General features: G+C 61.1%; 7 protein-coding genes and 1 pseudogene. 2 read left to right on the top strand and 6 right to left on the bottom strand.

Translation table 11 applies throughout. From position 1 onward, the window contains the following. Position 1 precedes the first annotated feature (1 nt). Positions 2-1,198: a tyrosine-type recombinase/integrase gene (locus tag RBT42_RS14595; RefSeq protein ID WP_320366405.1), complete on the top strand. Its 1,197-nt coding sequence runs from the start codon at positions 2-4 to the stop codon at positions 1,196-1,198. Positions 1,199-1,566: 368 nt separating this feature from the next. Beyond that, positions 1,567-2,790: pseudogene (locus RBT42_RS14590) on the top strand (IS3 family transposase). 99 nt (positions 2,791-2,889) lie between these two features. Here the strand turns inward: RBT42_RS14590 and RBT42_RS14585 are convergent. The 6 genes from RBT42_RS14585 to RBT42_RS14560 all read right to left on the bottom strand — a co-directional run bounded on the left by RBT42_RS14585 (position 2,890) and on the right by RBT42_RS14560 (position 13,547). Then, positions 2,890-6,225, bottom strand: a complete 3,336-nt coding sequence (locus tag RBT42_RS14585) for a hypothetical protein (protein WP_320366403.1) — start codon at positions 6,223-6,225, stop codon at positions 2,890-2,892. 361 nt (positions 6,226-6,586) lie between these two features. After that, positions 6,587-6,919 (bottom strand): YnfA family protein, encoded by a 333-nt coding sequence (locus tag RBT42_RS14580; RefSeq protein WP_320366401.1) that lies wholly within the window; start codon positions 6,917-6,919, stop codon positions 6,587-6,589. 299 nt (positions 6,920-7,218) lie between these two features. After that, entirely contained in the window at positions 7,219-10,416 is a 3,198-nt protein-coding gene (locus tag RBT42_RS14575; RefSeq protein ID WP_320366399.1) for a CusA/CzcA family heavy metal efflux RND transporter, read from the bottom strand. A gap of 18 nt (positions 10,417-10,434) precedes the next feature. Beyond that, a complete protein-coding gene (locus RBT42_RS14570) occupies positions 10,435-11,769 on the bottom strand; it encodes an efflux RND transporter periplasmic adaptor subunit (protein ID WP_320366397.1) in 1,335 nt (444 codons plus the stop codon). Next, a complete protein-coding gene (locus RBT42_RS14565; RefSeq protein WP_320366395.1) occupies positions 11,766-12,974 on the bottom strand; it encodes a TolC family protein in 1,209 nt (402 codons plus the stop codon). The genes RBT42_RS14570 and RBT42_RS14565 overlap by 4 nt, the downstream gene beginning before the upstream one ends. A 198-nt stretch (positions 12,975-13,172) precedes the next feature. Beyond that, complete coding sequence (locus tag RBT42_RS14560) at positions 13,173-13,547, bottom strand: hypothetical protein (RefSeq protein ID WP_320366393.1); 375 nt, start codon at positions 13,545-13,547, stop codon at positions 13,173-13,175. Positions 13,548-13,567 lie beyond the last annotated feature (20 nt).

The raw sequence follows: 13,567 nt of genomic DNA, 5'->3' as shown, positions 1-13,567 counted from the left end.
ACTGACAGACACCAAGATTCGCTCTTTGAAACCGAGGGAAGATCGCTACCGTGTCAGTGACATGGGCGGCTTGCTGATCGAAGTGATGCCCAGCGGTGCCAAGATCTGGCGCTATCGCTACCAGCTTCATGGTGTTCGTCAGCCGACCTTGACGATCGGCAATTACCCAGACATCAGCCTGGCCGACGCTAGGAAGCAAAGGGATGAGTGGGCTGTTCTTGTTGCGCGGGGGGAATCGCCAAAGCGAGCCGTTCAAGCGGTCAAGACCGCTCACAAAAATACCGTCAAGGTCTTTGGACTGGATTGGCTTGACGACCAAATCAAGGGCAAGTCAGACAGCTACGTGAAGACGATGCGTCGAGTGTTCGAGAAGGATGTGATCCCGGCGATAGGTCAGATGCCACTCGCGGAGGTCAAGCCTGCTGACATCCTGAACTTGTGCGACCGTATCAAGTCGCGGGGGTCCCCCCAGATGGCACTGTTAACGCGAAACGTACTGAGACGCATGTACGACTTCGCTGTTGCTCGCCAGATGGTGGATACCAACCCAGCGACGGCGCTCGTGGCAAGGTTCATTGCCACTGCTGAAAGCCGAACTCGGGCCTTGAGTGCGAAGGAGATTGGCGATGTCATGCGCAGCATTTACGCGTCTGATGCCAGGCGGGGTGTGAAGCTGGCATTGCACCTGCTGCTGATCACGATGGTCCGGAAAACGGAACTCACCGAAGCACCGTGGACAGAGTTCGACTTTGATGCGGGGATCTGGGACATCCATGCTGATCGCATGAAGAAGGACAAGCCACACAGGGTGTATCTGTCCGATCAAGCCAAGGCGATGTTCCTGGAGCTCAAGCGCCTTTCAAATGGCTCAGCCTATGTGTTTCCAAGCACTCATGGGAGTGAAGACCGCCCCATCCACAACAGCACGCTGAACCAGGCAATCCGGGCGATGGCGATGGATGTGCAGCATTTTGTTCTTCACGACTTCCGGCGAACGGCTTCGACTCACCTCCACGAGATGGGGCACTCGTCTGACGCCATTGAGTTGGCCCTGGCGCACAAGATCACGGGGATCAAAGGTGTCTACAACCGTGCTGAATACGCTAACCAGCGGCGGGTGATTCTGCAAGCCTGGGCAGACTTTGTGGATGCTCAGATGCACACAGCAACTGTCACGCCGATTTTTAGCAGGGCGTAGTGGAAGCAATTGGCCAGAGCTGCCAGCCGAAACAACAGCCTGTGCGTCCACTTCAGGCTGGTAGCAGCCCATTACGACTCGTCGATCTCATCGCATACAAGCGCTGGGTCGGATGCCTATCAGCGGTCATTCTCCAGGGCCGGCGATTCGACCCTGAGCTGCCGGTCGCCCCAGCGAAGTAGCCTGCCCGTTTGCGGTCATTCGAAGGCCAGTGTGTGGAAGCTGTCTCGGGCTCTTTGCCAGCGCGAATCGATGGCATAGGTCGGCGCATCGACCAACTAGGTCGCAGATCCATGAATCATCTTGAGGTTGCCCCCGAAAAGTGGAGTTCTTAGCTCATGACCACAATGCTGGAAAGGAGCGAAGAAATGGTCGACAAGCAGGTACGTGGCAAGTACACCCTGGAGTACAAACTGGAGGCTGTCAGGCAGGTCAAGGCCGGGCAGTCTGGGGCGGTGGTGGCCAAGGTGCTGGGCATCCCGTCATCAAATGTGTCCAACTGGGTTCGCCTGGATGCCAAGGGGCAATTGGGCGGTGTTGTGCCGAGCCAGAAGGCCCCGGTGGTCACAGCCGAACAGATGGAGCTTGCTCGTTTGAGGGCCGAGGTGGCTCGCCTGAAGATGGAGCGCGACATCGCAAAAAAAGCCGCAGCGTACTTTGCGCAGGATGTGCTGCAAAGTACGCTTGGGTCCGGCAAATGAGCGGCAAGGCATGGCCTGTGTGCCTGATGTGCGAGGTGCTGGAGATCAGCACCAGCGGGTACTTCAACTGGAAGCGAGGTCAGGGTGAACCTGATCATTGCCCCAGCCGGTTTCAGAGCGACGAAGCCTTGCTGGCGCACATACGTGCCATTCACGCGGAGATCAAAGGCGAGTACGGTTGGCCCCGCATGCACAAGGAGCTGTTGGCCAGGGGCATCCGCGTGGGCAAAGAGCGTGTGCGCGTGCTGATGCAGCGCCACGGGATCAAGGCGCGCACCAAGAAGAAGTTCGTCGTTACCACCGACAGCAAGCACCACCTGCCGGTGGCGCCGGATCTCGTGCAGCGGCGCTTCAACCCCGAGGCGCCCAATCTGCTGTGGAGCGGCGACATCACTTACATCCCCACCGATGAGGGGTGGCTGTACCTGGCTGCGGTGCTTGACCTGCACAGCCGCCAGGTGGTGGGCTGGAGCATGCAGCCGCACATGCAGACCAGCCTGGTCAAAGACGCGCTGCTGATGGCCTGCTGGCGCCGCAGGCCAGCCAAGGGGCTGATCTTCCACAGCGACCGCGGCAGCCAGGGCGGATTCAACCGGTCGTCGCAACACCCTCAACAAGGAGGTGTTTATGGGGCGACCCGCAGGATGGATGAAGCAATTGACTGGCAGAGACGCGATGCGCTCTCCTGGGGCTCCTTCGCTTCGGCGAGAAGTTGAGCGTCAGTTCTGGGTACAGATTGCCACCGGAATCACCCGAGAGCAGGCCAGGACAGCCATTCTGAACTGGATGGCCTTCTACAATCACTCTCGTCTGCATTCGGCGCTGGGCTATCTCAGCCCCATGCAATACGAGCAACGCTGGCTGGCGGCTCAGCGCAAGAACGCCGCATGAAACCCGGGCTAAGCGCTCCGAAATTCAGGGGCAACCTCATCTTGCCGCGAGGCTATGTCGCCTAAGGCGGCGTCTACATAGACTCCGGATACCCGGCTGCTAGGAGTCTTGATCGCTGTCGCCCGCTTGCGAGCGCATCACTCGCATTCTTGCCATTGCCTTCAAGATCGGCGGATCCGCTGTATCCGGCGGAATGATTGGATCATCTGAGTTGAATATGACCGAAGCATCAGGGTCGTTCTCGCCGATTTTCCAAGCCGGTTTCACTTCAAGATGCCGCTTGCCCAAGGCGACGGCGGCATCGAAAGACGGCGGCGACTCCGTGCCTGCTGCGGTGAGCAGGAACTTTCCATGTCGATGATAGGCGGTGAGGAATCTGTCCAAGTTTGCCTTCGTCGATGGCGTCATCCGACAATGGCGTGAGACCATCACGAACGATTGACCGGAACGCTGCGAGGTGTCCATGTTCGGGCCGATCAAGATGCTGTAGTGCGCCGGGTCACGTTGCGACACGCCTGTGATGATGACAACACGCAGCGAACCTCCCTCATCCACGCTTCCCCAGCGACCGCGCCAGCCTTCGAAGATCGCAGCGCCGGACTTCGGATCACCGAACATCAAGCCCAGAACGGGTGGCGCGCCATTCTTGTCCTCGTCGACAGCAAACAGTGCGCCACGCCAGTTCGCTGCGTTCCAAAGCGGAATGTCAATTGGCGACAGCACGCGTCGATCGGAATGTCGTTGCGTCGCATGGTCGCCCTCTCCTTGCGGAGTAGGTCCTTCACCGAACCGCAGCGGTCCAGGCGAATCCGCCGCAGACAGCCCCTTTGGCGACCACGGAGTGGTGCGCTGGTTCTCGTAGATCTTGTCGTCGGACTCGATCCAATCTCTAAGTCGCAGCCTTGGCTCGTTGCCGAAGGCATTTCGGCCTATCGTGAGCATGTCTCCGAGGATGATCGCGCGCGACAGCGCCTGCTCGTCATTCGCTTTGCTTTTGAACCACGCCTCAGGGTCTCGAATTGAAAAGCAACGGGCAGCCAGCACCGAAATGCCCTCGGCCAGCCAATCGGAAAACCGGCTGAAGTCCTCGGGACCAGTGATCGCAAAGTCCTTCGAGACGAGAATCTCAGGCTGCCGACCCGCGTCCTCAAGGTAGCGAAACGTCGGCGCAGTGTTCGCGCCTGCCGCAAGTCGAACGACAATCTTGGTCGATTCGCGGTGCGGCAGCAGGTCCGATTCGTTGCTTGTCGAGAGGAATGCCTCCATTGCTCCAAGAAGCGACTCCGCTACAGCGAGCGCGACCTGGTTCACGGGTGCGACGACTATGAACTCTTCGCCGAGGATGACCGACCGCAGAGTCGCCGTCGAGCCATCGAGCAATGTTGGCTGAGGCGGGATGTCGTCTGAGGCAGGCTGCGCGCGCCATTGCTCAACATCGGTCAGCATCTCTGCCTCGGTGGTTTCGGCCGGGTAGTAGCCCTCTGCACGAATCACGCGCTCCTGCCCGAGAGCAAACAGGGCCGCCAGGCGGGCGTTGGTCAATCCCAGCCGCTCCAGCGCGTCCGGCAACTGCTCGATAGTCTCGAGAGAAGTTACAGGGACATTCAGCAGGTGGATGCCTAGAACCGCCTCCTGGAGCTGAACCTCGTCACCTTGGCGCTCCCCCTGTTCCGGCGAGTGTTTGAGATGGCGCCCGGCGATGCTGGTCCATGCCATCGCTTGTAAGACATGCGGCACGCGCCCAAGCTGAAGCTCCAACCACACCAAGCGGTTGAGGCATCGCATCACCAGCGGCGGCATCTGGCCGGTTTTCACGAACGCCGTCAAACTGCGCTCGACTGCAACGAGCACCTTGTTTCTTGCCGCCCAAATCAGCCCAGCGCGTTCGTACGCATAGCTCGAAGCAACCAATGTCGCGACCAGTTCCGCTTGGTACTCTTCTTTGACCAGAAGCTTTTCCGCACGTCCAAGCCAGTGAATGGCTTCGTACGGTCTATCGCGCTGGAGGCGTTGGATTCCGCGCTCTCGGTAGGCGTTGCCCGCCTGCCCCTCGCTGCGTCGGTCGCGCATCGCGTCGACCAGCGTCACGAACAACTCGTCGAATGCCTCGCCGTCGGCGAAGTCGCCAAGCTCTCCGACGAGATCCGCGAGCGGCTCGAGCGGATACTGCCCCATCCGACTGGCGTCCTTCACGATGCCCGTCAACTCACGCCATGCGGCATGCAGTCCCTCCTGGCTACCCAAACTCAATGCACTGTTCGCGGCAACGAGCACGAGCATCGTCTTCGCCTCAAGCGCATTGTTCGGACGTGCCACATCAGCAGCGATGCGCTCCAGACGTATCCGAAGGATTTGAACTCGCTCTTCGAGGTCCGCCGCATCCAACGAGATCCGGCCCTGCCGCGCCCCGGCCGAGAGCAGATGCCACAGGTTCAGCAGGTTTTCGTGGTCGCGGGCCTCCTCAGATTCCGCTAGACGATCTTCGACCTGCTGGTAGTAAGTCAGGAATCCGTCGTAGTCTTCGTACCACCAATGAGCCGTCCAGGCGCGGTTGTACGCCACGCGCATGAGCTGTTGCGGGAATTTCAGCTGCTGCGCCAGGATCTCCGCTTGTTGGAATCGCCCCTCCACCTCATACCGCGGCCGCTCCAGCCCGCGGGCAACGATGGCACTGCGCAGCACATCTTCAACGAGTTGATAGCGAGCACCCTGATATCGGTCGGGGTCTCTGATCTGGGCGTCGAGCTCAGAAAGCTCTGCGAGTCGCGCTGCATCCTGAGGCCCGGCGACTTCGGAACGTTCCTGGCCCGCTGAAAGCCCAAGCGTCGCGATAGCAATATCGAGGTGGTCGTGCTCGAAGACTCTGTCCACGATCCACGTACGATCTACGATATGCACGGGGATGCCAAACTTCTGCGCCAGTTCATCTTCGACCTTGGAGCGCTGCTTGTCGCTGACGAACTGATTGGTGAAGAAGTAGATGCGCTTGTAGTCGCGACCAGTCGAATGGATGTTTTTGACGTCGGCACGCACCTTTGCAGCCCACGCCTTCTTTGCACTGAAGGCAAAGCCCCAGCGTTCGAAACTCGCCCTAGAACCCCCAGCCCACCACCGCTCTGAGATCTCCGCGGCCACCGGAAACGTCTCAGTGTCGACCTTGCTGTCGCCGCCACCGGTCGGCCCGGTCTGAACTCTGAGGTTTGGGCAGAGTTCCTTCTCTGCCAGCTTTCGGCAGAAGTGCTCGAACTCGTACTCTTGCTTGCGACTCGTCAGAGTCTCAAGGTGGTACTCGAAAACTTCTTTCGAGAGCTTCGGCGCGATCTCTGTCCTCGAATCCGAGAATAGGTCCGGATGCCTCGCTCGCATCATCTCCCGAGGGCTTGGCACAGTCGACCCGCTCGGATTTGCGGTCTTCGAAACAACTCTTTTGGTCATTAGGGCTCCGGGCAATCCTGCCGATCACGCCACTGTTGAGGCCAGCTTTGATCAGCAGCATCTAGAAGACCAGCGCGAATATCGCCACTCAGGGAGTTGGCCTAGGGCGCCGTCCAGCGAGTCAGCGTAGATAAACTCGATCCCTAGCCTACCTGAAATCCGCCACTCGCCGAAGTCCGCAACTGGCCGAGTAGAGCCCGCCAGCTTTCGGAATTACTCGCCCAAAACCGGCCGGTCAGGACGTTCCCCCTGAGCGACTGCTCTCGGGCGATGAAGTTGGGCGAGGGGGCACCCGCCCCCGGCCAGAAGCGGAAATTGGCCAGGTCTGCACCAATGTCTGGTGCAGGTGGAAAGCCCTCACTCAGCTCGACCGGCGTCCCAGCATGATGATGACCATGCCAATCATGCTGACCGCAACGCCTAGCCAGTCTGTCCCCGTCGGTTTGACTTTGTCCACCAACATCAGCCAGATGATCGCCACACCGATGTACACACCGCCATAGGCGGCGTAGACACGGCCTGCAGCAGTCGGATGCAAGGAGAGTAACCAGGCAAAAAGAGCCAGGCTTACAGCGGCGGGCAGAAGCAACCACGCCGTCCTATCCTGCTTCAGCCACAAGTATGGGAGATAGCACCCAACGATTTCAGCCAGTGCCGTCAGCACAAAAAGGGCGAAGGTGCGAAGCAGTTCCATAACTCAATTGTCTACCGAGGCCAGGTGAGCCAATCCGGCTGCATACCGGTCGACCAAGATGCCCCCTACGAGGACATCGGTCTCTTGCGCAGCGCAAATCGGACCGATGGGGGCTGCGTAACTTTTCCGAGGCGACCGTCGCCCGCTAGAGCGTCTAACCAACTCAGGCAAGGGCTGCTGTGACGCGTAGACACAGCCCACGGCTGGAGGCTCATGGCCTCCGAACCGAACGGCCAATCCAATCCTGCTGGAGAGGCCATCCTGCAGCAGATATACCGTCCCTGCCGCTAAGGCCGCCTTCATGCCGTAGCCCCAGTAGGACGCGTGTGGGCCGACACAGCGCCAGGCTGATCGTCTTCATCCTTGCGGTGGACCAGGCGATAAAGCACGGGCAGCACCAACAGCGTCAGCACTGTTGAGGACAGGATGCCGCCGATCACCACCGTGGCCAAGGGCCGCTGCACCTCTGCCCCGGTGCCAGTGGCCAGCGCCATTGGAATAAAGCCCAGCGAGGCAACCAGGGCAGTCATGAGCACCGGCCGCAGGCGGGTCAACGCACCTTCATGAATGGCCGCATCCAGGCCCAAACCGTTGTCCCGCAAGCTGCGGATGAAGGCAATCATGACCAAGCCGTTGAGCACCGCAACGCCTGACAGCGCGATGAAACCCACCGCAGCAGAGATCGACATGGGAATGTCGCGCAGCCACAGCGCCAGGATGCCACCCGTCAGGGCGAACGGGATCCCGGTGAACACGAGCAGCCCGTCCTTGACGTTGCCAAACATGGCAAACAGCAGCGTAAACACCAGCAGCAGCGAAACCGGAACAACGATTTGCAGGCGCTGCGTGGCCGATTGCAGGTTTTCGAACTGGCCGCCCCAGACGGTCCAGTAGCCAGGCGGGATCTTGACCTGTTGCAGTGATTCCTCCGCTTCGGCCACGAACGATCCCAGATCGCGCCCGCGCACGTTGGCACTGATGACAATACGGCGCTTGCCGTTTTCACGGCTGACTTGGTTCGGGCCAGGTGCTGAATCGATGGTGGCCACCTCTGACAGGGGGATAAAGCGGGCATGGGCAGCCTCTCTGTCACCGGTGCGTGAGCCACCGCCAGCCAATGGAATGGGCAACCGCCGTATCGCTTCCAAGTCCGTACGTGCCTTTTCCGACAACCTCACCACGATGTCAAAGCGCCGATCACCCTCGAACAGCGTGCCGGCTTCCTGGCCGCCGATCGCCGTGGCCAGCGTGTCTTGGATGTCCCCGATGTTGAGCCCATAGCGGGTGGCCTTCTCTCGATCGATGTTGATCGTGAGCATAGGCAGTCCAGTGGTCTGCTCGACCTTCACTTCAGTCGCTCCAGAGGTGGTTTGCAAAACCTTGGCAATCTGGTTCGCTGTGCTGTTCAATACCTCCATGTCGTCGCCGAACAGCTTCACGGCCACGTCGCTGCGCACCCCTGAGATCAGCTCGTTGAAGCGCAACTGGATAGGCTGGGAGAACTCATAGTTCTGCCCGGGCAGCTTGGCGACTTCCGCCTGGACGGCAGCGATCAATTCGTCGCGGGTTTTGCGCGGCTCGGGCCACCTGTCCAGGGGCTTGAGCATCACGTAGCCATCCGAAATATTGGGCGGCATGGGGTCGGCCGCGATCTCGGCCGTACCGGTTCGGGCAAAAACCCGCTCGATCTCTGGAAACTTGGCCTTGAGCCGCGCTTCGAGCTGGGCCTGCATGGCCACCGACTGGGACAGGCTGGTGCCCGGGATGCGCAAGGCCTGCAGGGCGAAGTCGCCTTCGTTGAGGCTGGGCACGAACTCGCTGCCCATGCGCGAGGCGATCAGGCCGCACAGTAGGATCAACACCGCCGCCAAGGTCAGCACGACGGGCTTAGCGCGCATCACGCCATGGAGCATGGGCTCATACGCTCGCTTGGCCGCGCGTACCAGCACGTTTTCGGTCTCGGACACCTTCTTGCCGATGAACAGCGCCACGGCAGCCGGAATAAAGGTGATTGACAGGACCATGGCCCCGAGCAGCGCCGTGACGACCGTGAACGCCATAGGGTGGAACATCCTGCCTTCGACGCCGGCCAGGGCAAAGATGGGCAGGTACACGGTCATGATGATCACCTGGCCAAACAGCAGCGGCCGTCTTGCCTCCTGCGAGGCCGCAAAGACCTCGTGGAAGCGCTCCTGGAGCGTGAGTGGCCGGCCATGGTGGGCTTGTGCGTGCGCCAGGCGGCGCACGCAGTTCTCCACAATCACGACCGCGCCGTCCACGATGATCCCGAAGTCCAGTGCCCCCAGGCTCATGAGGTTGGCGCTGACCTTCTGGCTGACCATGCCGCTGAAGGTGAACAACATCGACAAGGGGATCACCATGGCGGTGATCAGCGCCGCACGGAGGTTGCCCAGGAACAGGAAAAGGATGGCGATGACCAGCACGGCCCCCTCAAGCAGGTTCTTCTTGACGGTGGCGATGGCCTTGTCCACCAGGATGGTGCGGTCGTAGACGGTCACGGCATGGATGCCGCTGGGCAGCGTCTTGTTGATCTCCGCCATCTGCTTGTCGACAGCCAGGGACACCGTTCTGCTGTTCTCGCCGATCAGCATGAAGACAGTGCCCAACACGACTTCGCGGCCATTGTCCGTGGCTGCGCCTGTGCGCAGCTCCTTGCCCAGGCCTACTTCGGCGATGTCGCGGATGCGGATGGGGGCACCGTCGGCTTGCTTGACGATAATGCTGCCCAGATCCTGGACACCCTTGACCTGGCCAGGTGCGCGAATCAGGTACTGCTCCCCCTCGCGCTCGATGTAGCCGGCCCCGACGTTGCCATTGTTGCGATCGAGCGCGGTGACCACATCGGACAAGGTCAGGCCATGGGCCATCAGCTTCTCTGGGAAAGGAGCAACCTGGTACTCCTTGGCATAGCCGCCGATCGAGTTGATCTCGGTGACCCCGGCCACGTTGCGAAGTTGCGGTTTGATGATCCAGTCCTGGATCTCTCGCAAGTCGGTCGGGGTGTAGTCGCTGCCGTCCGGCTTCTTGGCCCCTTCCTTGGCTTCGACCGTCCACATGTAGATTTCACCCAGGCCGGTGGAGATGGGCCCCATGGCCGGGGTCACCCCGCTGGGCAGGCGCTCTTTGGCCTCCTGCAGGCGCTCATTGACCAACTGGCGGGCGAAATACAGGTCCGTCCCGTCCTTGAAGATCACGGTGATCTGCGACAGGCCATAGCGTGACAGCGACCGCGTCTGATCCAGTCCCGGCAGGCCTGCCATGACAGTCTCAAGGGGATAGGTCACCCGTTGCTCGGTTTCCAAAGGCGAATAACCGGGCGTCTGCGTGTTGATCTGGACCTGGACATTGGTGATGTCAGGCACCGCGTCGATGGGCAGCTTCTGGTAGCTGAAAACGCCAAGGGCCGCCATGGCGACGACCGCCAACATGACAATCCAGCGCTGCTCGATGGCAAAGCGAATGATGCGTTCAAACATGATGGGCAGTCCTTGGGCTCAATGCGCGTGCTCGGCCGAAGCCTTGCCGATCTCTGCCTTGATGAGGAAGCTGTTGGCCGAAACATGGCGTGTCCCAGCTTCCAGGCCCTTGATGATCTCGGTCCGCTGGGCATCGGCGCGCCCCACTTGGACGGGTTCAGCCTTGAAGCCGCCCGGCACCTCGACGAAGACCACTTGCAGTCCTTCCAGCGTCTGCACGGCGCTGGTGGCCACGGTGACCGGGGCTTCGGCATCGCCAGAGGTCACCGCCACGCTGACAAACAGGCCGGGCCGCCACGCCAGCTTCGGATTGCTCAGCACCACGCGAGCTTTGGCGGTTCTGGTGTCCTCACCGATGAGGGCGCCGACATAGGAGACGGTTCCCGTGGCCACATCGTCAAAGGAGCTGGAGCGGATGGAGACCTTTTCCCCCACCCGGACCACGGCCAGGTCTTTTGCCGGCACGCTCACTTCTGCCCAGACCATCGACAGGTCGGAGAGGGTGAAGACGTTGGCGTCCTCCTTGACTGACTCGCCAAGCGCGATGTGCTTTTCCACAATCATGCCGTCGAACGGTGCCCGCAGTTCGTAGCGATTCAATGCACCGGCCGAGGCCGAGGCGCCCAGTGCCTTGAGCTTCTGACTGGCGTTGTCCACGGCAATTTCGGCTTCGCGCAGCGCCTGCACGGCCTGTTGATAATCCATCTGGGGCGAGATGCGGTCCTCAAATAGCTTCTTCTCCCGATCATGGGTGGTGCGAGCCAGCGCCAGACGCTTCTGCGCTGCCTGCAATTCGCTGCGCTGCTCGGACAGCAGCACACTGGAGATGACGGCCAGAACCTGGCCTTTCTTGACTTGCTGGCCCAGGTTCGCTGAGACACCCTCAACGACCCCCGCCACGCGGGGCACAACGTGCGCCGTGCGGTCTTCGTTGAACTTGATCTCACCGGGCAAGTCCACTGTCGTGCGGATGCGACCTGGCCCGGCCGCCTCGACTTTGATGCCGGCGGACTTGATCTGCTCGGCACTCAACTTCACGGCATCTTCTTCGCCTTCGGCGTGCTCACCTGGCTTGTCGTGGTGCTCCCCGTCCTTGTGATCTTTGTGGTCCTCATGGCCATCAGCTGTTTTGCCATTTTCTGCGTGATGTTCGTCGTCGCTGTGCCCCTTGGCTTCTTCGTGGCCGTGCTCCTCACGGGCTTCTCCAACCGGCGCGGACGGCGCGCTTTTGAGGACGAAAGTGCCCGCAACTGCCCCGAGCAGGACGATGACGGCGATGGCCACAAGCTGGGTGCGGCTGATGCGCCCAACCTGGCGGTTGTTCTTTGGACTGGTCATGGCGTGCTTTCTCATGGCTGGGACGGCGCTGCGTTGGAGCTGGAGCTGGAGCCCAGCAGGCGGTCAATGTCGGATGTGGTGCGGTACAACTCACTGAGCGCGCGGAGGTACTGGGCCCGCGCTTGCAGCAAGGTGCGCTGGGCATCCAGCGTCTCAAGGAAGCTGAACTTGCCCAACTCGAAACCCGTGACGGCGGCTTGCCAGGCGCTCTCGGCGCCGGGCAGAATCTCAGATCGCAGAGTCTGGATTTCGGCCTGGGTTGAACGCAAGCGCTCGCTCAACTGAGCCCACTCTGTTTCCACGCGGATTTGGGTGGCCTGCAGGTCGGCTTGCGCCTTGCCATGCATTTTCAAGGCCTGAAGCAAATTTCCCCGGTTGGTGTCCCAGACCGGCAGCGGCATGGCGATGCCAATGATGGTCTGATTGCGACCGATGGCCTCATCCCGTTTGGCGCCCAGGGTGAGCGTCACGTCAGGGACGCGCCTGGCGCGCTCCAGATCTACCATTGCCTGGCGGCGATCTACTTCCAGACGAGCCATGCGAAGTGCTGGAACGTCTTGCGAGGCAACAAGTGTGTTGGTGGTGGGCAGGGTTTGAGCCTGCACCGAGCCCGTATCCGGCCGCCAGTCCAGCATTTGGGCACGGGCGGCGGCTGGTCCGAGCAGCAAGGCCAGACGTTGCCGTGACGATCTCAACTCACCCTCAGCCTGCAGCAACTCGACCCGCACCCCGGCGCGCGCGACGTTGACGCGGGTCTCTTCCACGGGAGAGACCTTGCCCGCCGTGACGCGCTTGGTCACCGCATCGGCGGCCCGCCCAGCCAGGTCGGCCGACGTTTGGGCCAGCCGAACCCGCTCCTGCGCGATAGCTGCGTTGTAGAAGGCTTCGGCCACGTCGGCGCGCACCTGGGCGCGGCGTGCCTGAATGTCCACCGAAGCCTGCGCCTGCCCCAGTTCGGCGACCGCCACCCTGGCTGATCGTTTGCCGCCCAGCTCGATGGGCTGAGCGAACTGCAGCGTGGTCGTTCGGCTCTCGCGCCGGGTGTCCTCGACCAGGGCCTGAATCTCGGGGTTCGGGCGAGCCCTGGCCTGAAGGACCGCGCCTTCGCCGGCCGCCAGTTCATGCTGGTTGGCCGCCAACTGGGGGCTGTACTGAAGGGCCAGTTCAATGGCCTCGTTCAAGGTCAGCGCTGGCGCGGTGGCCACCTGTGAAGAAACCACAGGCAACGCCTGGGCAAGGGATGTAGAGGGAAAGATCGTCGCCGCAGTCAACGCAAAGAGCGTTGCCAACGGCACAGTGAGGCTGCGCATCGAATTCTCCGGGTCGTGAAAACAACGAGGGGGAATTCGGCGAGAGGACAAGCCATGGGCTGGCTATCCAATGGACAGGAGATGGGGAAAAGCTGCCGTCTCGCCGAATCAGGCGGCGAGACGTATGTCGGGGCGTTCTAGCCCCTCAGGAATGTGCAAGGGGTGCCCTTGCACCAAGATTGCCGCCAGCACAGCGCCGGCTTCCAAGACGGGTTGCCGTGAATCGCCGGTCAACGGTTGCATCGCGGCCAGGTGGCATGACGCGCAGTCGTTGTCAACGCTGCCATTCTGGAAATGCCCGTCCTTGCCCTTGGGATCCGAGCCGCTTTTGTCATCCACGCTTGGTGCATGGTGCACATGATCGTGGTGACCAAAATGCTGGGCTGCGGCCCCTTTTTCGTGCTGGCAATAGCTGGACACCGCAGCCCAGGAGATCTGGAGCGGAAACCATATCAGCAGAAAAACAAAGACCAAGCGGCGCATGGGCAAGAAGTATAGGGTCA

Source organism: Aquabacterium sp., from assembly GCF_034003525.1.
In the GTDB taxonomy this organism is placed as follows: Bacteria; Pseudomonadota; Gammaproteobacteria; order Burkholderiales; family Burkholderiaceae_C; genus Aquabacterium.
The sequence above is the reverse complement of the archived record's forward strand: the minus strand, read 5'-3'. Positions and strand labels throughout refer to the sequence as shown.

Coding starts and splice junctions, on each gene's coding strand:
- RBT42_RS14585 (WP_320366403.1), bottom strand. CDS start 6,225: ATGACCAAAAGAGTTGTTTCGAAGACCGCAAATCCGAGCGGGTCGACT.
- RBT42_RS14580 (WP_320366401.1), bottom strand. CDS start 6,919: ATGGAACTGCTTCGCACCTTCGCCCTTTTTGTGCTGACGGCACTGGCT.
- RBT42_RS14575 (WP_320366399.1), bottom strand. CDS start 10,416: ATGTTTGAACGCATCATTCGCTTTGCCATCGAGCAGCGCTGGATTGTC.
- RBT42_RS14570 (WP_320366397.1), bottom strand. CDS start 11,769: ATGAGAAAGCACGCCATGACCAGTCCAAAGAACAACCGCCAGGTTGGG.
- RBT42_RS14560 (WP_320366393.1), bottom strand. CDS start 13,547: ATGCGCCGCTTGGTCTTTGTTTTTCTGCTGATATGGTTTCCGCTCCAG.